We start from the raw sequence: 23,243 nt of genomic DNA, 5'->3' as shown, positions 1-23,243 counted from the left end.
GGTCGGCCGGCGGGCCGGGCGGCGGACGGGGTCAGCGCGCGACGGGAGCGGTCTCGGTGATCCGGTCGCGGATCACGAAGCCGAGGCCGGGTCGCTGCTCGACCTGCACCCGGCCCTCGGCGATGGTGACCGGCCCGGGCGGGTCGATGGCGCCGATCGCGACGAAGCCCGCGTCCTCGACGTCCTCGACCTCGGTGACCTGCGCGAGGGTGAGGGCGAGCTGCCCGGAGAGGTCGGGGAGCAGGTGCGGCGCGAGCGTCAGCTGGGCGTCGTCGACGAGCGCGGCGATCGCGAGGAAGGGGGTGATGCCGCCGACGCGGACCACGTTCGGCTGCAGGACGTCGGCGACGCCACGGTCGACGAGGTCGCGGAACCGGTGGATCGTGTGCACGTTCTCGCCCAGAGCGATCGGGATGTCGGTCGCCTGACGCAGCCGTTCGTATCCCGCGGTGTCGTCGGAGCGCAGCGGCTCCTCGATCCAGGCCGGGTCGACGACACCGAGCCGTTCCAGGGACGAGACCGCTTGGTCGACGTCCCAGCGCTGATTCGCGTCGATCATGAGCCGGCGGTCCGGTCCGAGCAGTTCGCGCACCATCGTCACCCGGTCGACGTCCTCGGCGAGGTCGGGCTTGCCGACCTTGATCTTGACGGCGTCGTAGCCCGCCGCGATCCACCGTTCGACCTGCGCGGCGAGCGAGGCGGCGTCGAGGTGGAGGTTCACCCCGCTGCCGTACGCCCGGACCGTGTCGCGTCGACGGCCGAGGAGGTCGGAGAGCCCGAGCCCGGCCCGTCGTCCACGGAGGTCCCAGAGCGCGGTGTCGAGCCCGGCAAGCGCGATCGTCGTGATCCCGCCGCCACCGGCCTCGTGCAGATGCGCCCACAACCGGGGCCACAGCGCTTCGGGGTCGGTCGTCGATCCGACGGCGGCGGCGGAGATGTCGTCGTCGAGCAACGCCCGGACGGCCGTGGCTCCGATGGTCGGCGTCCACGTGAAGCCCGACCCGGTCGCCCCCTCGTCGTCGACGACGTCCACGCGGATGAGATGCAGCCACGGGGCTTCGGGCACCCAGGGGCGCGGCATGGCGAACCGGCCGAGCGAGGTGGTGATGGAGGCGATCCGGGTCATCGTCAGCGCCCTGCGGCCAGCGTCGCGTGCTCGGCGACGAGGTCGGCACCGGTTGCGAGGAGTGCCTCCAGGCGGTCGGTCTGCTCGGGGGTCGGATCGACGAAGGGCGACCGCACGGAACCGACCGGCAGGCCGCCGAGCCGGACGCCGGCCTTGATGAGCGACACGGCGAAGCCGGGGGTCTCGTCGCGGAGGGCGACCAGCGGCCGGTAGAACTCGCGGAGCAGGCGCTCGCGCAGCGGTTCGTCGTGCTCGGTGTACGCGCGGTAGAACAGCGTCGCGAGCTCGGGCAGCATGGCGAAGACGGCCGAGGAGTAGAGCGGGATGCCGATGCCGCGGTAGGCGGCCTGCGTGAGCTCGGCGGTGAGGAGGCCGTTGAAGAAGGCGAAGTCATCGCGTCCCTCCTCGTGCACCGCCAGCACGATGTCCTGGGCGGCCGCGACGTCGCCGACGCCGTCCTTGAAACCGACGACCTGCGGGTTGCGGGCGAGGTGGCGCATCGTCGCCGTCGTGTACCGGGCGTTGTTCCGGTGGTAGACGATCGCCGGGAGGCTCGTCGCCGAGAGGACGTCCTCGACGTACGCCTGCAGACCGGCCGCCGGCCCGGAGACGAGGTATGGCGGCATGAGCAGGATCGCGTCGGCTCCCGCCTCTTCGGCCGCCACCGCGAGTTCCTTGGCGGTCGCCACGCCTCCTCCGGCGCCACCGATGACCGGGACGGCGCCGTCGACGACCTCGACGGTCCGTCGGACGACGCGGGCGGCCTCCGACGGCGACATCGCGTGCAGCTCGCCGGTGCCGCAGGCGGGGAACACCCCACCGGGCCGGTGTTCGAGTCGCGACTCGAGGTGGGTGCCGAGGAGCCCCAGGTCGACCTCGCCCGCGGCGTCGAAGGGGGTGATCGGGAAGTACAGGACGCCGTCGAAGGCGAGTGGTGCTGGCATGGTGGAGGTCCTCGTCATCGTGGGGCTGGGGCTGGAACAGGAGTGGTGGCCGGCTGGCCGGTGTCGGCGGCGAGCAGATCGGTGAGCCGGGCAGCCTCGGCGGGGCTGAGTGCGGATCGCCAGTCGTGCTCCGGGCGCCACCCGAGGTGGGCGGTGGCCTTCGCGCTGCTGAAGGCGGCGGCTCGGTCGACGAGTCCGTCGGCGAATCCGGCGGTGCTCGGGACCTGCGCGGGCAGCAGGGTGGACAGGGGTGCGAGGGCCAGGGCGTCGTCGGCGCCGACGAAGTACACCTCGCCGGAGTGTCGGGCTTCGGCACGATCGATCCAGGCGGCGACGAACCGGCCGGCGTCACGCGCGTCCACGTAGTTGTAGAGGGAGACGGCCGCGAGCGCGGGATCGGCGAGCCGGTCGGCGATGGTGTGCCCCTGCTGCGTCGGCGCGCCCTCCCATTCCTCCGGGGAGACGACGAAGCACGGCCGGAACGCACCGGTCACGACGGCGTCGCCGTGGGCTCGGGCCAGCATCGCGACCGTCGACTCGATCGCGACCTTCGACAGTGCGTAGGCGTTCCACGGGGCGACCCGGTGCTCCTCGGTGATGGGGAGCGCCTCGGGCGTCCACCCGTGCGGGGCGCCGTAGCCGATGACGGTCGGGCTGCTCGCGGCCAGCAGCCTGGTGGCTCCGGCGGCGATCCCGGCGGTGAGGGCGGTGAAGGCGAGCGTCTGGTTGGTCGCCAGGATGACGTGCTCCGGCGCGCTGAACGGCACCGCGATCGCCGCCAGGTGCACCACGGCTTCGGGCCGCAGGGTGGCGAAGAGCTCGTGGGTCGCATCGTGGTCGAGGAGGTCGGCGGTCCGGCCCTCGACGCCGGGGAGTCCGGGGTCGGTCCGATCGACGGAGACGACCTCGTGGCCTGCTTCGGCGAGGGTGCTCGCGACGCTCCGCCCGAGTCGTCCTGCGCCGCCGGTGACGATGATGCGCATCGGTGTCCTCTCTGACCACGTCCGGGTCGACCAGGTCGACCGCACCAACCGGGAAACCGGTTTCTCGGAGTCAGCCTATAGGATGATTGAGGACGGCACCACCCGTGACGAGTTGAACGAGGACGTATGAGCAACCGGTTCCCCAGTGCTGGCCCGACACCGACGATCTCCGACGTCGCCGAGCAGGCGGGCGTCTCGAAGGCCACCGTGTCCCGTGTGCTCAACGGCAAGGCGACCGTCGACGCGGCGATCGCCGACCGCGTCCTCGCCGCGGTGGACGCCCTCGGCTACCGGCCGAGCATGCTGGCCCGGAGTCTGTCCCTCGGCCGCACGAACACGATCGGTGTCGTCGTGCCCGACCTCGAGAACCCGATGTTCCAGGAGATCCTGCGCGGGGTCACCCGGGCCGCGGCGGCCGACGGCTACCGCGTCCTCGTGACCGACACCGAGGAGGACCCGACCGACGAGGCGGCGGCGGCCCGCGAGGCCCGCCGTCGCTGCGACGCGATCGTCCTCTGCTCACCCCGTCTGGCCGAGCCGGAGCTTCGAGCGCTGCTCGCCGAACTCCACCCGGTCGTGCTCGTCAACCGCGAGCTCGCCGACTCGCCCGTGCCGTCGGTGTCCATCGACTACGCCAGCGGCATGGAGCAGGTGCTCGCCGAGCTGCACGCGCTCGGGCACCGGCGCATCCTGTACCTCGCGGGTCCCACCGCGAGTCAGGGCGATCGCCTCCGACGGGTCGGCATCGCCCGCGCGTGCTCGGACCACGACGACCTCTCCGTCGACATCGTGACGGCCGGATCAGCGCTGGTGGACGGCGCGACGGTCGTCGACACGGTGGTGCAGCACGATGCGACCGCCGTCGTCGCCTTCAACGACCTCGTCGCCCTCGGGCTCGTCTCGGCGCTCCGCGGTGCCGGTGTGTCCGTCCCCTCGGCGCTCAGTGTGGTCGGCTTCGACGACATCCCGTTCGCGGCGTTCGCGGTGCCGGCGCTCAGTACGGTGTCCGTCCCGCGACGCGAGCTCGGTGCCGAGGCGTGGACCAGACTGCGCGACACCATCGGCGGCGCAGAGGGTGGACACCCGCTCGTCTTCCGACCCCGGTTCGTCGCCCGGGAGAGCGCCGCCGCCCGCCCGGCCGCGAGTCCGCCCGTCTGGCGTGGAACCGACCACCCCATTTCACCGGAGCTGACCGCCCGGCTCGGCGACCGCGAGGTCCTCGTCCTCCACGACGGCAGCGGCCTCGAACCGACAGACGCCCCGCGACCGTTCGCACACCCCGTCACGTCGCTCGGCGGGACCGTCGTCACGGAATCCGCTCCCGAGGACCACCCCCACCATGTCGGACTCTCGATGGCCGTCGCCGACGTCGACGGCGTCTCCTACTGGGGCGGTCGCACCTACGTCGCCGGGCAGGGGTCGACGATGCTCGACAACCACGGTGTCCAGCGCGTCACCGAGACCGAGGTGGACGCCGGTGTGCTGCGTCAGTCGCTCGACTGGATCGGACGCGACGGGACGACGCAGCTGAGGGAGTCGCGCCGCACGGTCGTCGAGGAGTTCGCCGTGCCTGGCGTCGGGAGCGGGAGGTCGGCGCTCCGCGTCGCCGTCTCCAGTGTCTTCCGGACGACGGGATCGACGGTGACGATCGGATCGCCGGCCACCAACGGCCGCGAAGGTGCCGGCTACGGCGGATGGTTCTGGCGGTTGCCCGCGGACGCCCACCGGTCCGTCCTCAGCGCTGACGGACCGGGGGAGTCGACCGCGCACGGCTCGCGTGCGGCCTGGGTCGCCTTCGTCCTCGACGCCGACGGGAGCGCTGACACACAGACGGACGACACCACCGAGCCCGCCCCGACGCCGCCTCGACGCCCCACCACGGTCCTGTTCCGACAGCCCGCAGCGAACGCCTTCCCCTGGTTCGTCCGTGCGGCCGAGTACCCGGGTATCGGGGTCTCGCTCGCCGCCACCAGCCGCACCACCATCACCGCCGACACCCCGCTCATCACCGGTCTGGAGGCGGTCGTCGTCGACGGCGCTCTGGACGCGCAGCAGGCGGACGCCATCCACCGCGCGCTCCTCACCGCCGAGGAACGCAGCACCGAACCGCGCAGTATTGAACCGCGCAGCACAGGGAGTGACGCATGACCAGCACCGACCACGCCACCGCCACCACCGCCCCGACCGTCGTGGTCGTCGGGATCCACGGCCATGGCGCCAGTCACGTGGCGGCAGCCAGGGCGCTCGCCGCGACCGGCGCGATCCGCCTCGTCGGACTCGTCGACCGGACCTTCACCGAGGAGGACCGCGCTGCCGGGGACGCGCCGCTCCGCGACTCGCTCGAGGAGTGCTTCGCCGCCGGGCGGGTGGACGTGGTCATCCTCTCGACCCCGATCCACACGCACCTGGACCTCGCCGTCGCCGCTCTCGAGCACGGCGCCGACGTCCTGCTCGAGAAGCCGCCGGTCACCTCGAACGACGAACTCGACCGGCTGCAGGCCACCGCCGCCCGGACCGGCGGGCTCGTCCAGGTCGGGTTCCAGAGCCTCGGATCGCACGCAATCGGTGAGATCGCCGACGTCGTCGCCGGCGCGGAGATCGGGGCCGTGAGAGCACTCGAGGCGAGGGGCACCTGGGTCCGCACCGTCGGGTACTGGACGCGTGCCGCCTGGTCTGGCAGGCGCACGCTCGACGGCACACCCGTCGTGGACGGCGTCGTCACCAACCCCTTCGCGCACGCGGTCCAGACCATGCTCCGGCTCGGCGGCACGACCGACCGCGCGGCGATCGCCACCATCGACCTCGACCAGTACCGGGCGAACGACATCGAGGCCGATGACACCTCGGTCGTCCGCATCACCCCACAGCGCGGTCCGATCATGACCGCGGCGCTCACCCTGTGCGCACAGGAGACGACCGACCCGGTGGTCACGGTCCACGGAGAGCTCGGCTCGATCCGGTTCCACTACACACGCGACGAGGTCGAGCTGGTCGTCGACGGCGTCACCCTGCGACGCTGGACGACGGGCCGGACCGACCTGCTCCCCGACCTCCTCCGCGCGCGCGAGGCGGTCCGGGCTGGTGAGGATGCCGCACTCGTCAGCTCCCTGGCCGACGCGTCCGCCTTCACCGCCGTCCTCGACGCGGTCCGGTCGGCCCCAGCGCCACACCGCATCCCCGCTGATCTCGTCGAGTGGCTCGGGGCGGGCGACGAGCGCCGCCCCGTCATTCCGAGGATCGAGGAGCTCGTCGCGGAAGCGGCCGCCTCCGGCAGCACCTTCGCCGAGCTCGGGACCGATTGGGCCCGGCGATGAACCACGAGCGGCCCGGTCCGGACGAGGACGACCGCCGTCGCAAACACGCCCGACTCGTGTCGCTCCTGGAGGCCCGCGGAGCAGGCACGATCGTGCTGCGGTCCGCCGCAGCGGTCAGCTGGTACCTCGACGGCTCGCGCGTCCACGTGAGCCTCGCGGCCGACCCGATCGTCGCGGTCGTGGTCTCGCCGGGCGACGCGTGGCTCGTCGCGACCTCCAACGAGGTAGACCGGCTGCAGGCCGAGGAGCTGCCCGACATCCGCGTTCGGACGGTGCCGTGGCACACGCCGATCGACGCGGTGCTGCCGAGTGGGGACGGGGTGCTGCAGGAGGCGGACGTCGCCGCCGAGCTGCGCGCCGCACGTGCGTCGCTCCTCCCGGCCGAACTCGCGCGCTTCCGTTCGCTCGGGCGGGAGACGACGTCGGCGCTCGAGACGCTCGTCGACGAGCTCGACCCCGCCCGGACGGAACGCGCGGTCGCTGCGGACCTCGCCGGGCGCCTCGTCGCAGCCGGTATCGACCCGCTCGTCCTCCTCGTCGCCGGGGAGGGCAGACTCGCCCACCGGCACCCGCTGCCGACCGAGGGGCGACTCGGTTCCCGGGCGATGCTCGTCGCCTGCGGCCGCCGCGACGGGCTCATCGTGAACCTCACGCGGTGGTTCGACGAGGGCGGCACCCCGGCGGAGCCGTTCGCCACGGACATGCAGCGCATCCGCGCCGTCGAACGCGCCTATCTCGACGCCACCGTGCCGGGTGCCTCGCTCGCCGACATCCTCCGCACGGGGAGTGCGGCGTACGCCGAGCAGGGCTTCGACGCCGACGAGTGGATGAGGCACCATCAGGGCGGTGCGGCCGGCTACGCGGGACGCGATCCGCGCGCCACGCCTGAGGCGACCGACGTCGTCCAGCTCTGGCAAGCCTTCGCCTGGAACCCGACCGCCCCCGGCGTGAAGGTCGAGGACACCGTCGTGGTCACGCCGGACGGTGTCGAGGTGCTGACGACGAGCACGGCCTCGACCCACCCGACCCCGTCCGCCGTGGGAGGCTGAAGACATGACCCGGCACATCGTGATCGCACCGGACTCGTTCAAGGGCACGGCGACCGCCGCGGAGGTCGCCGAGGCGATCGCCGACGGGTGGCGGACCATTCGGCCCGACGATCTCCTGCACTCGCTCCCCATGGCCGACGGCGGCGAGGGCACGCTCGACGCCTTCGCGGCCGCCGTGCCCGGGGCGCGTCGGCACCCGATCACGGTCACCGGCCCGGTCGGCGGCCCGGTGGACGCCGAGTGGCTCGAGCTGCCCGACGGTTCGGCGGTCGTGGAGCTCGCGCAGACGAGCGGGCTGACCCTGCTCGACCCCCTGCAGCCGTTCGCGGCGCACACCGTCGGCTTCGGTGAGGCCATCGCGGCCGCCCTGGACCACGGTGCGCGACGCCTCCTGCTCGCGATCGGCGGAAGCTCCAGCACGGACGGTGGAGCCGGGCTGCTCACCGCGCTCGGAGCGCGGCTGGTGGACGCCGACGGTGGACCGGTGGCGCCCGGCAACGCCGGACTCTCGACGCTCCGCGACATCGACACCGCCGGACTCCGCGCGCTGCCGCCGGACGGCGCGGTCATCCTCAGCGACGTGACCAACCCGCTGCTCGGCGACCGCGGTGCCGCTGCGGTCTTCGGCCCGCAGAAGGGCGCGACCACCGCCGACGTCGCGGTCCTCGACACCAACCTGGCCCGGTTCGTGAGCCGCGCTGCGGAGGTTTTCGGGACGGACCGTGCGGAACGCGCCGCGGCCGAACCCGGTGCCGGTGCCGCGGGCGGTGCGGGCTACGGCCTCCTGCTGTGGGGCGCCACCGCCACTTCGGGCGCGCGCGGTGTCGGCGAGGCGATCGCCCTCCCGGAAGCGGCCGCGACGGCGTCGATCGTGATCACGGGCGAGGGCCGCTTCGACGACCAGACGGCCGACGGCAAGGTCGCCTCCTGGGTCGCCGGGCTCGCGGCGGACCGGACCATGCTCGTCGCCGGGGCGATCCAGGCGCCCACCGAGGGGATCTTCCTCGCGGCGGCATCGCTCACGGCGCTGGCCGGCGGTGTCGAGGCGGCGATGGCCGAACCGCTCGTCCACCTGCGTGCGGCAGGGGCGGCACTGGCCACCCAGTACCGCCCCTGATCACCTCACCTGGCGGTGACGTACGTCATGCGGTGACGTCGATGAGGATCTTCCCGACCGTGTCGTCTTCGACGGCGGCGTGGGCCGCAGCCGTCTCGGCGAGGGGGAACACCGTCAGCGCCAGACCGTGGTCTTCGCCGACGTCGAGCGCGCCGTCCTCGATCGCGGCGGTGATGTCCTCGGCTGCGGCGTGGAGCGCGGCGTCGCCGACCGTGTAGAGCAGCATGAACTGCAGCCGCGTGTTGAGCCCCATGTGCGGACGGATGTCGAGCGTGATCGAGTCACCGCCGTTGTTGGCGTAGCTGACGACCGTGCCGCGCGGGGCGAGGACCGCCTGGTCGAGGGGGAGGTTCTGCGCGATCGCGACCTCCACGACGAGGTCGACGCCCTCGGGTGCCACCTCGCGGATCGCCGCGGCGGTGTCGTCCTCGCGGTAGTTCACGACGTGGTGTGCTCCCGCGGCGGTCGCGAGGCGGGCCTTCTCGTCGCTGCTGATGGTGCTGATCACCGTCGCGCCCGCCCAGCGCGCGAGCTGGATCGCGGCGTTGCCGACGGCCCCGGCGCCGCCCTGGACGAGGACCGTCCGGCCGTCGAGGGCTCCGGGGGCGAGCCGGGTCGGGCCGTCCTGCGCGACGGTGAGGGCGCGGTGCGCGGTCATCGCGGGGACGCCGAGGCTGGCGCCGAGTTCGAATGACGCGGCGTCGGGCAGGGGGACCACACGGGAGACGGGCTGCACCGTGAACTCCTGGGCCGTGCCCAGCGGGCTCTCGTGCGCGGCGAGGAACACCCAGACGCGGTCGCCGACGGCGAAGGTGGTCGTGGTCGCCGCGTCGCCGACGGCCGGGCCGACCGCGTCGATCAGGCCGGCACCGTCGAGGTTCGGGACGACCTCGGGGAAGGGCATGCCACCCGAGGGGCCGCCGCCGCGCCTGGTCTTCCAGTCGGTCGGGTTGACGCCGGAGAACGCGAGCTTGACGCGGACCTCGCCGGGGCCGGGCTCGGGGAGCTCGCGCTCGACGAGGTGGAGGACGGACGGGTCACCGTTGGTGGAGTAGACGATCGATCGCATACCGGGGCCAACGTCTCCGCCCCGCGGAAGATTCCGCGGAGGCACTTCGACAGGCTCAGTGACCGGGAGGGGTCGGCTCAGTGACCGGGAGGGTTCGGCCCACCGACCGGGGAGGGGATACCCGTTCCCTGAGCTTGTCGAAGGGCCCCCGGGGTGACGTTGCGTCTCGGGAGGCTTCTGCGTGTGGCACTTCGACAGGCTCAGTGACCGGAGGATGTTCGCTCAGTGACCGGAGGATGTTCGCTCAGTGACCGGGTGGTGCTCGGTGACCGGGGAGGGGATACCCGTTCCCTGAGCTTGTCGAAGGGCCACCGGGTGGCGTTGCGGTTCGGGGGTTTTGGTGTGTGGCACTTCGACAGGCTCAGTGACCGGCGACCGGTGCCGCCTCAGGCTCGGGCGGCGTACTGCTCCCGCGCGATCCCGGACGCGTCCGCAGCGAGAGCGTCCGCATGGTCGGTGCCGTCGCCGGCCCCCACTGCAGCCCACGGCGGGCGAGTGCCGCTGAGCGCCCAGGCCGCCTGGACGGCTGCGCCGTCCGCCACATACTCCCCGGGTGCCGGCACGACGACCGGCACGCCGAAGACCTCGCGAGCGATCGCCTGCACCGCCGGGTTCTGCGCCGCACCACCGATGAGGAGGACCCGTTCCGCCGTGACGCCCTGCGCGAGCACCGCGTCGAGGCCGTCGGCGAGTCCGCAGAGCAGCCCCTCGATCGCCGCCCGGGCGAGGCCCTCGCGCGTCGTCGACTCCAGGGTCATGCCGAAGAGGGTCGCCGTCGCGTCCGGCCGGTTCGGGGTGCGCTCGCCCTCGAAGTACGGCTGGAGCACGAGACCCCGTGCCCCGGCCGGGGCCTCGAGCGCGAGTCGACCGAGTTCCGTGTGGTCGACGCCGAGCAGCGCGGCCACCGCGTCGAGGATCCGGGCGGCGTTGAGCGTCGCGATGAGCGGGAGGAACGCGCCGTCGGCCGAGGCGAACCCGGCGACGGTGCCCGAGCTGTCGCGGACCACGGCCGGCGTCACGGCGAACACCGTCCCGCTCGTGCCGATCGACACGACGACATCGCCGGCCGTCGCCCCGAGCCCGAGGGCGGCTCCCGCGTTGTCGCCGGCACCCGCCCCGATGACGGTGTCCGGCCCGATGAGGCCGCCGTCGACACCGGTCCCGGCGGACTCCTCCGGCGCGAGCACGCGCGGGAGGATCGCATCGTGGCCGAGCGCCGCCACGAGCAGCTCGCGGTCGTACTCGCCGTCGGCGGGGGACCAGTACCCGGTACCGGAGGCGTCGGAGCGGTCGGTCGTCAGTTCGGCGAGGTCCGCGCCCAGTGGGCTCTCGTCGGCCGGACCGAAGCCGCGCAGACGCCAGCTCAGCCAGTCGTGGGGGAGCGCGACGGCGGCGACCTCGGCGGCGTTCGCGGGTTCGGCGTCGCGCAGCCAGCGCAGCTTCGTGATCGTGAAGGAGGCGACGGGGACGCACCCGGTCCGCTGGGCGAGCTCCGCAGCGCCGAACTCGGCGATGAGGTCCGTCGCGGCCTGCGCGCTCCGGGTGTCGTTCCAGAGGAGTGCCGGACGGATGACGCGTCCGTCGACGTCGAGCGCGACCATGCCGTGCTGCTGGGCCGCGACCGACACCGCGGCGACATCGGCCAACCCGCCGGCGGCGGCGGCCGCCTCCTGCAACGCCTGCCACCACGCGGTCGGGTCGACCTCGGTGCCGGCGGGATGCGCCGCGCGTCCTTCGCGGACGAGCGCTCCGGTCTCGGCGTCGCGGATGACGACCTTGCAGCTCTGGGTGGACGAATCGATGCCGGCGACGAGCGTCATCGCTCTCCCTGTTCTCGGTGGTGGGCGGTCGGGTGACCGCCGGGTCTGCTGTGGGGTGGAACGCGGAACGGCGTTCCGCCCCCGATCCTCTCGGATCAGGAGACGGAACGCCAGGTTCGCGGGTGTCGGCTAGCGCGCGCCCATGAGGTGGTCGACGGCCAGCTGCTGCAGGCGGACGAACCCGAAGCCCTTGCCGCCGAAGTAGGCGTCGGCGTCGAAGTCCTCGTACGACGAGCGGTCGGCGAGCAGCTGCTCGACGGTCTCGCCAGGGTTGAGCGTCGGCTCGCGCAGCTCGGGCACGCGGGCGGCGGCCAGCGCTTCCTGCACCTCGGGGTCGGCGCGGAACGCCTCGGCGCGCTCCTTGAGCAGCAGGTACATGCGCATGTTGGCGGCTGCGGAGTCCCACACGCCCGTGATGTCCTCGGTGCGGCTCGGCTTGTAGTCGAAGTGACGCGGGCCGTCGTACGCGGGGCCGCCGTTCACGCCACCGTGCTCGAGGAGGTCGACGAGCGAGAACGCGTTCTGCAGGTCGCCGTGACCGAAGACGAGGTCCTGGTCGTACTTGATGCCCCGCTGGCCGTTGAGGTCGATGTGGTAGAGCTTGCCCTGGTAGAGCGCCTGGGCGATACCGGCGGTGAAGTTGAGGCCCGCCATCTGCTCGTGGCCGACCTCGGGGTTGATGCCGACGAGCTCCGGGCGCTCGAGGGTCTCGATGAACGCCATCGCGTGGCCGAGCGTCGGGAGCAGGATGTCGCCGCGGGGCTCGTTGGGCTTCGGCTCGATCGCGAAGCGGATGTCGTAGCCCTTGTCGGTGACGTAGTCGCCGAGGAAGTTGACGGCCTCGCGGTAGCGCTCGAGCGCCGCCTGCACGTCCTTCGCGGAGTCGTACTCGGCGCCCTCGCGGCCGCCCCACATGACGAAGGTCTTGGCGCCCAGCTCGGCGGCGAGGTCGAGGTTGCGGAGCACCTTGCGGAGGGCGAAGCGTCGGACGGCGCGGTCGTTCGAGGTGAAGCCGCCGTCCTTGAAGACGGGCGCGCTGAACAGGTTGGTGGTCACCATCGGCACGATGACGCCGGTGTCGGCGAGCGCCTGCTTGAGGCGGTCGATCTGCTTCTGGCGTTCGGCGTCGGTCGAGCCGAAGGCGAAGAGGTCGTCGTCGTGGAAGGTGAGGCCGTAGGCGCCGAGGTCGTTCAGGCGGGTGACGGCCTCGACCACGTCGAGGTCGGGGCGGGTGGGGCCACCGAACGGGTCGGTCCCGTTGTAGCCGATCGTCCAGAGGCCGAAGGAGAACCGGTCGGCTTTGGTGGGGGTGAGGCTCATGCGTGCAAGTCCTTCAACGTCGTTGGTGAGCGGATGATTTGTTGTTAACAACAACTTATAGTCGAGACTAGCAGATCGTCGGCCTCGCGTCACCGGTCGGGTGTCGCGAAATATTTCGTTAGCATGGGCAGAACTTCTCGCTGCAGAGACGGCCGTCCGGCCCGACGGAGAGGGATCGGAGGACTCGGATGAGCGACGACCTCGCGGTGCAGGCCGCCGGATCCGGCGGCGTCGGCGGGCGGGCCACCCTGTCGCGCATCGCCAGAGAGGCCTCCGTGTCGGTCTCGACCGCCTCGAAGGTGCTCAACGGGCGACCGGGGGTGTCGCCGGACACCCGGGAGATCGTCGAGCGACTGCTGGACCGCCACGGCTACAGTCGCCGCGGTGCCGAGCTCGCGCAGGGCTCGCTCATCGAGCTCGTCTTCGAATACATCGACAGCTCCTGGTCGCTCGAGATCATCCGCGGTGTCGAGAAGGTCGCGCGCCAGCACGGCATGAGCGTCACCCTCACCGAGACGGGCGCCCGGCGTTCGACCGGCGAGGGCTGGGTCGAGAGCATCATCTCGCGGAAGCCGGTCGGGGTCATCCTCGTTTTCTCGGACATCGACCCGGCGTACCGGCGCCAGCTCCACACGCGCAACATCCCGGTCGTCGTGGTCGACCCGGCGGGGGATCCTGGCCCGGAGGTCGCCGCCATCGGCTCCACGAACTGGTCCGGTGGGATGGCCGCGACGCGCCACCTCATCGAGCTCGGGCACCGCAGGATCGGCCTGATCTCGGGCCCGCAGGACCTCATGTGCTCGCGGGCGCGGGTCTCGGGCTACCGGTCCGCGCTCGAGGAGGCCGGGATCCCGCTCGACGAGACGATCCTGCGCCGCGGGGAGTTCATCCCGGAGGCCGGACGCGTCCTGGCGCTCGAACTGCTGCAGCTCGAGGACCGGCCGACCGCGATCTTCGCCGGCAACGACATGCAGGCGTTCGGTGTCTACGAGGCGGCGCGCTCGCTCGGGATATCGATCCCGGAGCAGCTGTCGGTCGTCGGGTACGACGACGTCCCGCCGGCCAAGTGGGTCGGCCCGGCCCTCACGACCATCCGGCAGCCGCTCATCGAGATGGCTGAGGAGGCCACCCGCCTGGTGCTGAAACTCCGGTCCGAGACGGTCGACAACATCCGCCTCGACCTCGCCACCTCCCTCGTCGTCCGGGGTTCGACCGCAGCCCCGCCCACCCCGTAGCCCGCGAACTGTCACTCGCCGCTCGTCCCGGCGGCCGGGACTGTGTCGGAGTGACAGTTCGCGGGCAGCGGTGGGGATGGGCGGGTGCGAAAAGTTTCCAATGCTGGATGGGGAAGTTGCGGGCAGACAGGCGGCGGGGCTAGCTTCAGGGCACCGCAGCGAAGCGATCCGGAACCCCGGGGCCGCAGCTGCGCGAGCAGCTCGGGAGCGTTGCACATGGCGGGAAGCGGACGGCCGGAACTCCGGGTCGCGATGATCGGATACGGCTTCATGGGAGCCGCGCACTCGCAGGCCTGGCGCACCGCACCGCGCTTCTTCGACCTCGACGCGGAACCGGTCATGGCCACGATCGTCGGCCGCAATCCCGAGGCACTCGAAGCGGCCCGCGTGAAGTTCGGCTGGGAGTCGGCCTCGACCGACTGGCGGAGCGTCATCGCCGACCCGTCCATCGACATCGTCGACGTCTGCACGCCCGGCTCATCGCACGTCGAGATCGCGATCGCCGCCCTCGAAGCCGGCAAGCACGTCCTCTGCGAGAAGCCGCTCGCCAACAGCGTCGAGGAGGCGGAGCTGATGGTCGCCGCGGCTGAGGCGGCGAGGGCTCGCGGCGTCCGCTCCATGGTCGGCTTCAGCTACCGTCGCGTGCCCGCCATCGGGTACGCCCGCCAGCTCATCGCGGAGGGCGCGCTCGGCGACGTCCGTCAGATCCGCGCCCTCTACCTCCAGGACTGGCTGAGTGATGCCGAGGGGCCGATGACCTGGCGCCTCGACAAGGACCAGGCCGGCTCCGGCTCGCTCGGCGACATCGGCGCGCACGCCATCGACCTCGTGCAGCACCTGACCGGTGCCCGACTCGACGCCGTCAGCGGGACGCTCGCCACCTTCGTCACCGAGCGACCACTCCTCGGCGAGACCGTCGGCCTGAGCGGGACCGCCTCGGAGGAACGCGGCGCGGTCACCGTCGACGACGCCGCCTGGTTCACCGCGAAGCTCACGGGCGGACTCGCGGACGGCGCGATCGGTGCCTTCGAGGCCACCCGCTACGCGACCGGCCGGAAGAACGCGCTCCGCATCGAGCTGAGCGGCTCGCGCGGAGCCATCGCCTTCGACCTCGAGCGGATGAACGAGCTCGAGGTCTACGACGCCACCGCTCCCGCCGGCAAGCAGGGCTTCACGCGCATCGTCGTCACCGAGCCGGAGCACCCGTACATGGCCGCCTGGTGGCCGACCGGCCACGGTATCGGCTACGAGCACCCGTTCTCGCACCAGGTGCGGGACCTCGTCCAGGCCATCACCGGCGGCACCGATCCCGAGCCGTCCTTCGCCGACGGTCTGCAGGTCCAGCGGGTCCTGCGCGCCGTCGAGTCGAGCGCCGCGAACGGCAGCGCCTGGACGCCCACCGACTGATCCGTCCCCATCGCACCATCAGCAGCAGCACCCACCAAGGAGAGAACGCAATGACGCTTCGTACTTCATCCCGCCGTCGGACCCGACTGGCCGCAGTCGCCCTCGGCGTCTCAGCCCTCATGCTCGGCGCGACCGCCTGCTCCAGCGGCGGTGGCGCGCCGAGTGGCAGCGCCACCCTCTGGGGCCTCACCGGCACCGACGAGGACACCGTCCTCGGCCCGTCGCTCAAGGAGTGGAACGGCGCCAACGCCGATGGCCAGATCGCCGCGACCTACTTCCAGAACGACGCCTACAAGACCAAGATCCGCACCGCAGTCGGCGCAGGCAGCGCTCCGACCATCATCTACAGCTGGGCCGGCGGAACCCTGAACTCCTACGTGGACGCGGGCAAGGTCGCCGACATCACCTCGGAGACCGCGGACGCCAAGGGCAAGTTCCTCGAGTCCGTCTGGAACCAGGGCGTCATCGACGACAAGGTCTACGCGGTGCCGATGAACGCCACCACGCCGATCATGTTCTATTACAACAAGGACGTCCTGAAGGCCGCCGGCGTCGAGGTCCCGACGAACTTCGACGAGATCGTCGACGCCATCCCCAAGCTCAAGGCCGCAGGCGTGGCCCCGTTCTCACTCGCCGGTGCCTCCAAGTGGCCGTCGCTCATGTGGGAGGAGTACCTCGTCGACCGCGTCGCCGGACCCGAGGCCTTCAACAAGATCATGGCCGGTGAAGCCGACGCGTGGAGCGATCCCGGCATCATCGAGGCGAACGAGAAGATCCAGGAGCTCGTGAAGGCCGGCGCGTTCGTCGACGGCTACGCCTCGGTCACGGCCGACAGCAACGCCGACGTGGCCCTGCTCTACACGGGCAAGGCCGCGATGATGCTCCAGGGCGCCTGGGTCATGACGACTTTCAAGCAGCAAGCGGCCGAGTTCGCCGAGAAGGGTCTCGGCTACACGACCTTCCCCGCCGTCACCGGTGGCAAGGGCGACCCGTCGAACATCGTCGGCAACCCGTCCGGGTACTTCTCCATCTCCGCCTCGGCGACGAAGGAGCAGAAGGCCAGCGCGCTGAAGTACCTCACCGAGGGTGTGTTCGACAAGGGCTACATCGACCGCATGGTGAAGGCCGGCCAGGTGCCGCCCATCACCGACATCGACGCGGAGATCGCGGATGCCGGCGGCGACTTCGGCACGACCGTCTACGACCTCACGAAGAACGCCAAGAACTTCCAGATGTCGTGGGACCAGGCGCTCCCGCCCGCACAGGCGACCGCGCTGCTGACGAACCTCGACCAGCTGTTCAACCTGCAGATCACCCCGCAGGAGTTCTCCGACAACATGAACAAGACGATCGGACAGTGATCTCCCGATGACCGTCACCCGTCCATTGAACGGGGCCCGAGGGGCCGGTGCGGCAGCGATGCGCCGCCGCACCGGCCCCAGCGGCTGGATGGTCGCGCCGGCGCTGGGGTTCTTCCTCGTCTTCGCGATCATCCCGCTCATCGTCGCCCTGTACCTGAGCTTCACCCGCTGGGACGCGATCACCGACCCCGCGTGGGTCGGCCTCGACAACTGGGCTTCCGTCCTCGTCGACCCGGTCGCGATCGACGCCCTCGTCTTGACCCTCAAGGTCATCGTGATCTCCTGGATCGTCCAGACCCCGATCAGCCTGCTGCTCGGGACCTGGACCGCCGGCAAGCAGCGCAACCGGGCCGTCCTCGGCGCGATCTTCTTCCTGCCGCTGCTGCTGTCGTCGGCGGCGACGGCCATCGCGTTCAAGGCGATCCTCGACCCGAACTTCGGCCTGTCGGCGTCACTCGGCATCCCGTTCCTCAAGCAGGACTGGCTCGGCAACCAGCAGCTCGTGCTCTTCGTCGTGATCTTCATCATCGCGTGGCAGTTCGTGCCCTTCCACACGCTCCTGTTCCAGGGCGGCGTGCGGCAGATCCCGGCGTCACTCTACGAGGCGGCCGAGATCGACGGGGCCGGGACGGTCAAGCAGTTCTTCCACATCACGCTCCCGCAGCTGCGGTACACGCTCGTGACGTCGTCCACGCTCATGATCATCGGTTCGCTCACCTACTTCGACGTGATCTTCGTGCTCACCGGCGGCGTTCCGAGCGCCGGTACCCGCATCCTCCCGATCCTCATGTACGTGACGGGCTTCTCCGCGAGTCAGTTCGGGCAGGCGAGCGTCATGGCGATCATCCTGGCCGTCATCGGTCTCGCCATCGCCCTGCTGCTCACCAAGCTGAGCGGCTTCGCCAAGATGGACAGCCAGCAGGAGGGCCTCTGATGTCAGCGACGAACCCACTCACGAAGCCCGGCGCGCTCCCGACGGGCAGCCTCGACACGGTCAGCGTCTCGACCGCCGGGTCCAAGCGCGGACGCCCCGGCGAGCACGAGACGCGAGGCAAGCGCCCCCGCGGTGCCCGCCGCAAACCGAACATCCTCGGCGGGATCGGCGCCTGGATCTGGCTGCTCATCATCGTGCTGCCGATCTACTACATCGTCATCACGAGCGTGCGCCCGCAGGCCGGGTTCTTCTCGAGCAACCAGCTCATCCCGCCCACCGACCCGACCCTCGACGGCTACGCCCTCGTGCTGCAGAGCGACTTCTTCCTCTACCTCGGTAACAGCGTCATCATCACCGTCGCGAGCGTCGCCGTCACCGTGTTCGTCTGCCTCATGGCGTCGTACGCGATCGTGCGCACCAACTCCCGGTTCACGCGGGGAGCGTTCTCGTTCTTCCTGCTCGGCCTCGCGATCCCGCTGCAGGCGACGATCATCCCGCTGTTCTACATGCTCAGCAAGGCGGGGCTCTACGACACCCTCCTGGCGCTGATCCTGCCGTCGATCGGCTTCGCGGTGCCCGTCACCGTGCTCATCCTGTCGAACTTCATCCGCGACATCCCCAAGGAGCTGTTCGAGTCGATGACCGTGGACGGGGCGTCGAGCTGGCGGACCCTCGTCTCCCTCGTCCTCCCGCTCGCCCGGCCGGCGATCGTCACCGTCGCGCTCTACAACGCGCTCAACGTGTGGAACGGCTTCCTGTTCCCACTCGTGCTCACGCAGTCGCCGAGCAACCGGGTGCTGCCGTTGTCGCTGTGGACGTTCCAAGGGTCGTTCAGCGTGAACGTGCCGGCCGTGCTCGCCGCCGTGGTGCTGTCGACCCTGCCGATCTTCATCCTGTACCTGTTCGGCCGACGCCAGCTGATCAGCGGCATGACCGCCGGCTTCAGCAAGTAGTGCCGGTCGCGACCCGACCGGACACCCGACCATCCCCTGAGAGGAACACATGACTGACAAGCAGGCGCTCGTGGTGCGAGGCGGCTGGGACGGGCACATGCCCGTCGAGACGACCGCGGCCTTCATCCCCTTCCTGGAGGCGAACGGGTTCACCGTCCGCGTCGAGGACGGGACCACCGTCTACACGGACACCGACTACCTCGACACGGTCGACCTCATCGTGCAGATCAACACGATGAACACCATCGAGCCGGAGGAGTTCGCCGGCCTGCAACGCGCCGTCCTGAACGGGACGGGCATGGCCGGTTGGCACGGCGGGATCGCGGACTCCTACCGCAACAACGCCGACTACCTCCACATGATCGGTGGCCAGTTCGCGCACCACGCCGGCAAGGACCCGGCCGAGCGGACGGGGGAGCAGTCCGACAACTACATCCCCTACACCGTCCACATCACCGAGTACGGCCGGACGCACCCCATCACCGAGGGCATCGAGGACTTCGACCTCGTCACCGAGCAGTACTGGGTGCTGAGCGACGAGTACAACGACGTCCTCGCGACGACGACGCAGGAGGTACGGCCCTGGGACGCATGGAACCGTCCCGTCACGGCGCCTGCCATCTGGACGCGGCAGTGGGGGAAGGGTCGGATCTTCGTGTCCGCTCCAGGTCACCGCATCGAGATCGTCGAGGACCCGAACGTCCGCACCATCATCGAAAGGGGCCTGCTGTGGGCAGCACGCTGAACGGGATCGTCGAAGACGGGTGCCAGAACGCCGGCCGCACCATCATCGAAAGGGGCCTGCTGTGGGCAGCACGCTGAACGGAGTGTCCGAGACCACCGGAGGGTCCGTCCTCCGGGTCGGCGTCATCGGCGTCGGCAACATCTCGAAGCAGTACTTCGCCGAGTTCCCGAAGCTGCCGAACCTCGAGCTCGTCGTCGTCGCGGACCTCGACCTCGCCCGCGCCGCTGAGGTCGCCGCCGAACAGGGCGTGCGGTCGTCGAGCGTCGACGAGCTGCTCGCCGACCCCGAGGTCGACGTCGTCCTGAACCTGACCATCCCGGCCGCGCACGCCGAGGTTGCGCTCCGAGCCCTCGAGGCCGGCAAGCACGTCTACGGGGAGAAGCCGCTCGCGCTGTCGACCGCCGAGGCGCGACCGGTGCTCGAGCTCGCGGCGGCGAAGGGCCTCCGCGTCGGCAGCGCGCCGGACACCGTCCTCGGGTCGGGCGTCCAGACGGCGCTCGCCGTGCTCGACGGCGGCGCCATCGGTCGGCCGATCGCCGCGGCGGTCGCCTGGAGCGCCCCGGGACACGAGCTGTGGCACCCGGCCCCCGCGTTCTACTATCAGCCCGGTGGCGGGCCGCTCCTCGACATGGGACCGTACTACCTGACGAGCCTCGTGTCGTTCTTCGGTCCCGTCGTGCGGGTGTCGGGGGCGGTCGCGCGGTCGGATCGCGAGCGCTCTGTGGCGACGGGCGCGCTGGCCGGGACGCCGATCCCGGTGCACGAGGAGGTCGACACGCACGTCACCGCGATCCTCGAGCACGCGAACGGGGTGGTCTCGACCGTGACGGTCTCGTTCGAGGTGTGGGCGAGCCGCGTGCCGCTCTTCGAGGTCTACGGTACGGGCGGGACGGTCGCCGTGCCCGACCCGAACCGGTTCTCGGACCCGGTGGAGATCGCGACGGCCGACGACCGCACCTGGCGTGCCGTCCCCGACAGCGCAGGCTTCGTCGACGCCGGGCGCGGGGTGGGCCTGTCGGACCTGGCCGAGGCGATCGAGCAGGACCGACCGCATCGGGCCTCGGGCGACCTCGCGTTCCACGTGTTGGAGATCATGGAGGCGATCATCGTCGCCGGTCGTGAGCACCGCGTCGTGGAGCTGACCAGTACCGTCCCCCGCCCTGCACCGGTGCTGCAGCCCGCGACCGTCGCCTGAGTTCCTCCCCTGCCCGCGAACTGTCACTCGGCGCTGGTCCGGGCGGCTGGAACTGTGCCGAAGTGACAGTTCGCGGGCAGGGGTGGGACCGGTCGGTGTGCGAGGATGGGCTGATCCGAGCACACATTTGGGGGAATGATGTCGTTCACACGAGCACACCGACGTCCGGTCGTCACCGTCCTGGCGATCGCAGCAGCACTGGCGTTGGCCGGATGCTCGGGCGGCGCTGGGGCATCGACGCCCGCACCGACCGAGACCGCGACCACGACGGCCACGCCGACACCGTCGCCGACGCCGACGCCCACCGGTCCCGACCTCGCCGATCCCGCGTCCTGGATCGTGTCGTTCACCGGGCTCGGCCCGATCGAGGTCGGCGCGCCGATCGAAGGCACGGCGTCGTTCATGACCGCCTTCACCGTCGCGACGCAGGAGGCCTGCCCGTGGGTGACCGCCTACGCCGCCGATGGGCTGCCCTCGGTCTGGCTCCCCGATCCGCAGAGCACCGGGGTCGTGAACCAGATCGTCCTGCAGGCGTGGGGCGGGCCCGCGTCTGCGGCGGTCGCAGCCTCGCCGACGACCGCTGAGGGCGTGGGCGTCGGATCGACCCTCGAGGAACTCCGGGCCGCCTACCCGGCGCTCACCGAGCAGCAGGGCAAGTACGCCGTCTTCTACGCCGTCACCGACGACGCCGGACACTGGATCAACTTCTCCGTGACCGACGACCTCGTCGACGGCATCGTCGTCCGCGACGAAGCGAAGATCGACAGCGAGTACTGCGGCTGATCCGCCTCAGCGGGCGACCGGGACGACCCGGACGTCCCTGAGCCCACCGTCTTCAACCCGAGCGGTCATCATCGTGCACTCCGGTTGACGACGGCGGTCCGTCGGCGACCCGGGGTTGAGCAGACGCAGACCGGCGGGGGAGACCGAGTCCCACGGGATGTGGCTGTGCCCGAAGACCAGGACGTCGGTGTCGGGGAAGGCCTCGTCGGCACGTCGCTCGCGACCGGTCGCCGCCCCCGTCTCATGGACGACGGCGAACCGCAGCCCGTCGAGCTCGAAGCGCGCGACCTCGGGAAGACGCGCGCGGAGGCCGGGGCCGTCGTTGTTGCCGAAGACGCCGACGAGGCGGGCGGCGCGCGCATCGAGGGCGTCGAGGGTCGCCTCGTCGACCCAGTCACCCGCGTGGACGACGACGTCCGCTGCGTCGACGGCGGCCCAGACCGCGTCAGGCAGGACCTTCGCCCGCTTCGGCAGGTGGGTGTCGGCGAGCAGGAGCAGCGAGGTCGGCATGTTCCCACGGAAGCGGATCGCGCCGACGCCGTCAACCGGGTGGTGCTCCCGCGCCGGTCGACCGGCTCGGCGGCCGGGCCGCGGACCGCTGTTCACGGACACTCCCGCAGGAGGGGCGACTAGGGTGATCCCATGCCCGCAACCGACCTTCGTTTCTCCGGGAGGATCGCCGGCTACGGCACCACGGGCGGCGTCCGCATCGTCCTCGGGCTCTGGTCGACGTCCCCGTTCGGCTCCTTCGCCGACGCGATGATCGAGGACTCCCGCGGCAAACGCCTGCTGCTCGCGCCGACGCAGGAGATCGCCGACTTCATCTCCACCACGTACACCTTCGACGACGTCGAGATCGGCACCGTCGGCTGGACGCGCCTGCCGACGGGGCTCCGCTTCGTGGGCGGTCCGCTCGACACGACCCTCCGCATCGGCGGGAGCCCGCCGCCCGGTCGTGCGCTCCGGGTCGTCCCCAAACCCGTGGCCGTGAACCCCGTCTGGCTGCAGACCATCGACCCCCTCGCCCGCGTGCTCCAACCCGGCGCCCGGACGGCGGGCTCCGCCGGCAACGGTCGACGCGAGTACTACGGCGTGACCGGCGCTCGCCGCATCACCGCCGCCACCGCGAGCTGGTCCGGTGCTGACCTCGGCGCCCTTGCTCGACTCGACCCGCCCGTGCGTTTCGGCTTCGGCTCCGCGCCGGCCGACCCGCACCTCGTCGACATCGTCACCACGGTCCGCCAGCCGGCGTGAGCGGCGTCGCGGTCGCGCGGCTCACCCGCTAGCCGGTGCCGGCGTCGTGGCAGGAGGAGATCCGCTCGGTGGCAGGACGTTCCTCAGCCGGACGTCCTGCTGCGGTGCCGATCTCCTGCTGCCGTGCCGCTGGGTGTTCAGCCTCGGCGGACCATCCAGACGTCGACCTCGTCCTCGTTTTCGAGCGTGAAGCCGTGGCGCTCGTAGAGGCGGCGGGCCGGGCTGCCCTGCAGCACGTTGAGACGGAACGGGCGCGGATCGCCGTCATCGGACAGGAGCCGTGAGAGCACCGCGGTGCCGAGGCCAGCGCCCTGGTGCTCGGGCGCCAGATAGAAGTGCTCCACCCACCGCTCGCCGGCTTCCGGACGGAGGGCGACCAGCCCGGCCGTGACGCCGTCGACCTCGATCACCGAGGTGTGCTCCGGGCGATATCCGTCGAGGAAGCGACGGCGGACGCGGGTCTCGTCGTAGCGACCGAGGCGCTCGAGGTCGGGCCGCATGACGACGGCGCGCAGCTCGGCCATCCAGGTCGAGTCGTCGATGGTGGCGGGGCGGAGTGTCCAGGCGGCGGGCATCCGTCCAGTCAACCATCCACGGCCGGTGGCGGGTGAACCGGCGCGTGCCCGGATAGGGA

General features: G+C 71.2%; 21 protein-coding genes. 13 read left to right on the top strand and 8 right to left on the bottom strand.

What is annotated here, in order from left to right; all coding sequences use genetic code 11:
• Window positions 1-31: 31 nt before the first annotated feature.
• Genes EAO79_RS18975 through EAO79_RS18965 form a run of 3 tightly spaced genes read right to left on the bottom strand, consistent with a single transcriptional unit; the run spans window position 32 to window position 3,053 of the window.
• On the bottom strand, window positions 32-1,126 hold the full coding sequence (locus EAO79_RS18975) for a mandelate racemase/muconate lactonizing enzyme family protein (RefSeq protein WP_124769999.1): 1,095 nt from the start codon (window positions 1,124-1,126) through the stop codon (window positions 32-34).
• A 2-nt stretch (window positions 1,127-1,128) separates the two neighbouring features.
• On the bottom strand, window positions 1,129-2,070 hold the full coding sequence (locus EAO79_RS18970) for a 5-dehydro-4-deoxyglucarate dehydratase (protein ID WP_124769998.1): 942 nt from the start codon (window positions 2,068-2,070) through the stop codon (window positions 1,129-1,131).
• A gap of 14 nt (window positions 2,071-2,084) precedes the next feature.
• Complete coding sequence (locus EAO79_RS18965) at window positions 2,085-3,053, bottom strand: NAD(P)-dependent oxidoreductase (RefSeq protein WP_124769997.1); 969 nt, start codon at window positions 3,051-3,053, stop codon at window positions 2,085-2,087.
• 126 nt (window positions 3,054-3,179) lie between these two features.
• Here EAO79_RS18965 and EAO79_RS18960 point away from each other — a divergent pair, with 126 nt between their 5' ends.
• The 4 genes from EAO79_RS18960 to EAO79_RS18945 are packed head-to-tail and all read left to right on the top strand — an operon-like array spanning window position 3,180 to window position 8,533.
• The gene (locus tag EAO79_RS18960) at window positions 3,180-5,201 is read left to right on the top strand and encodes a DUF6807 family protein (protein WP_124769996.1); all 2,022 of its coding nucleotides are present in this window, start codon (window positions 3,180-3,182) and stop codon (window positions 5,199-5,201) included.
• Complete coding sequence (locus EAO79_RS18955; RefSeq protein WP_124769995.1) at window positions 5,198-6,367, top strand: Gfo/Idh/MocA family protein; 1,170 nt, start codon at window positions 5,198-5,200, stop codon at window positions 6,365-6,367. Before EAO79_RS18960 ends, EAO79_RS18955 begins: the two co-directional genes overlap by 4 nt.
• Window positions 6,364-7,416, top strand: a complete 1,053-nt coding sequence (locus EAO79_RS18950; protein WP_241160938.1) for a Xaa-Pro peptidase family protein — start codon at window positions 6,364-6,366, stop codon at window positions 7,414-7,416. The genes EAO79_RS18955 and EAO79_RS18950 overlap by 4 nt, the downstream gene beginning before the upstream one ends.
• A 4-nt stretch (window positions 7,417-7,420) precedes the next feature.
• Window positions 7,421-8,533, top strand: coding sequence for a glycerate kinase (locus tag EAO79_RS18945; protein WP_124769994.1), 1,113 nt, complete (start codon window positions 7,421-7,423; stop codon window positions 8,531-8,533).
• 25 nt (window positions 8,534-8,558) lie between these two features.
• Here the strand turns inward: EAO79_RS18945 and EAO79_RS18940 are convergent, their stop codons facing one another.
• The 3 genes from EAO79_RS18940 to xylA all read right to left on the bottom strand — a co-directional run bounded on the left by EAO79_RS18940 (window position 8,559) and on the right by xylA (window position 12,742).
• A complete protein-coding gene (locus tag EAO79_RS18940) occupies window positions 8,559-9,602 on the bottom strand; it encodes an NADPH:quinone reductase (protein WP_124769993.1) in 1,044 nt (347 codons plus the stop codon).
• 386 nt (window positions 9,603-9,988) lie between these two features.
• A complete protein-coding gene (gene xylB / locus EAO79_RS18935; RefSeq protein ID WP_124769992.1) occupies window positions 9,989-11,422 on the bottom strand; it encodes a xylulokinase in 1,434 nt (477 codons plus the stop codon).
• Window positions 11,423-11,551: 129 nt separating this feature from the next.
• Window positions 11,552-12,742 carry a xylose isomerase gene (gene xylA / locus EAO79_RS18930; protein ID WP_064295008.1) on the bottom strand — a complete coding sequence of 397 codons (1,191 nt, stop codon included), beginning with the start codon at window positions 12,740-12,742 and terminating at the stop codon, window positions 11,552-11,554.
• 188 nt (window positions 12,743-12,930) lie between these two features.
• On the opposite strand from xylA, the gene EAO79_RS18925 reads away from it, so the two are divergent.
• The 8 genes from EAO79_RS18925 to EAO79_RS18890 all read left to right on the top strand — a co-directional run bounded on the left by EAO79_RS18925 (window position 12,931) and on the right by EAO79_RS18890 (window position 21,355).
• Window positions 12,931-13,977: a LacI family DNA-binding transcriptional regulator gene (locus EAO79_RS18925; protein WP_124769991.1), complete on the top strand. Its 1,047-nt coding sequence runs from the start codon at window positions 12,931-12,933 to the stop codon at window positions 13,975-13,977.
• A 216-nt stretch (window positions 13,978-14,193) separates the two neighbouring features.
• Complete coding sequence (locus tag EAO79_RS18920) at window positions 14,194-15,384, top strand: Gfo/Idh/MocA family protein (RefSeq protein WP_124769990.1); 1,191 nt, start codon at window positions 14,194-14,196, stop codon at window positions 15,382-15,384.
• A gap of 50 nt (window positions 15,385-15,434) precedes the next feature.
• On the top strand, window positions 15,435-16,745 hold the full coding sequence (locus EAO79_RS18915; RefSeq protein ID WP_124769989.1) for an extracellular solute-binding protein: 1,311 nt from the start codon (window positions 15,435-15,437) through the stop codon (window positions 16,743-16,745).
• 7 nt (window positions 16,746-16,752) lie between these two features.
• Window positions 16,753-17,679: a carbohydrate ABC transporter permease gene (locus EAO79_RS18910; protein WP_071258845.1), complete on the top strand. Its 927-nt coding sequence runs from the start codon at window positions 16,753-16,755 to the stop codon at window positions 17,677-17,679.
• The gene (locus EAO79_RS18905; protein WP_079706768.1) at window positions 17,679-18,632 is read left to right on the top strand and encodes a carbohydrate ABC transporter permease; all 954 of its coding nucleotides are present in this window, start codon (window positions 17,679-17,681) and stop codon (window positions 18,630-18,632) included. Before EAO79_RS18910 ends, EAO79_RS18905 begins: the two co-directional genes overlap by 1 nt.
• Window positions 18,633-18,681: 49 nt before the next feature.
• Window positions 18,682-19,377, top strand: a complete 696-nt coding sequence (locus tag EAO79_RS18900) for a ThuA domain-containing protein (protein WP_064295003.1) — start codon at window positions 18,682-18,684, stop codon at window positions 19,375-19,377.
• A gap of 82 nt (window positions 19,378-19,459) precedes the next feature.
• Window positions 19,460-20,572 carry a Gfo/Idh/MocA family protein gene (locus EAO79_RS18895; RefSeq protein ID WP_124769988.1) on the top strand — a complete coding sequence of 371 codons (1,113 nt, stop codon included), beginning with the start codon at window positions 19,460-19,462 and terminating at the stop codon, window positions 20,570-20,572.
• Window positions 20,573-20,710: 138 nt separating this feature from the next.
• The gene (locus tag EAO79_RS18890) at window positions 20,711-21,355 is read left to right on the top strand and encodes a hypothetical protein (RefSeq protein WP_124769987.1); all 645 of its coding nucleotides are present in this window, start codon (window positions 20,711-20,713) and stop codon (window positions 21,353-21,355) included.
• A gap of 6 nt (window positions 21,356-21,361) precedes the next feature.
• Here EAO79_RS18890 and EAO79_RS18885 read toward each other — a convergent pair whose 3' ends face one another.
• Window positions 21,362-21,865: a metallophosphoesterase gene (locus EAO79_RS18885; RefSeq protein WP_124769986.1), complete on the bottom strand. Its 504-nt coding sequence runs from the start codon at window positions 21,863-21,865 to the stop codon at window positions 21,362-21,364.
• A gap of 132 nt (window positions 21,866-21,997) precedes the next feature.
• Between EAO79_RS18885 and EAO79_RS18880 the strand changes: the two genes are divergently transcribed.
• Entirely contained in the window at window positions 21,998-22,609 is a 612-nt protein-coding gene (locus tag EAO79_RS18880; RefSeq protein ID WP_124769985.1) for a hypothetical protein, read from the top strand.
• A 137-nt stretch (window positions 22,610-22,746) separates the two neighbouring features.
• On the opposite strand, the gene EAO79_RS18875 is transcribed toward EAO79_RS18880, so the two are convergent.
• Window positions 22,747-23,184, bottom strand: a complete 438-nt coding sequence (locus tag EAO79_RS18875) for a GNAT family N-acetyltransferase (RefSeq protein ID WP_124769984.1) — start codon at window positions 23,182-23,184, stop codon at window positions 22,747-22,749.
• Between the last annotated feature and the right edge of the window lie 59 nt (window positions 23,185-23,243).

The organism is Plantibacter sp. PA-3-X8 (assembly GCF_003856975.1).
GTDB lineage: Bacteria > Actinomycetota > Actinomycetes > Actinomycetales > Microbacteriaceae > Plantibacter > Plantibacter auratus.
Note: the sequence above shows the minus strand (reverse complement) of the source record. Positions and strands in the feature narration are given on the sequence as shown.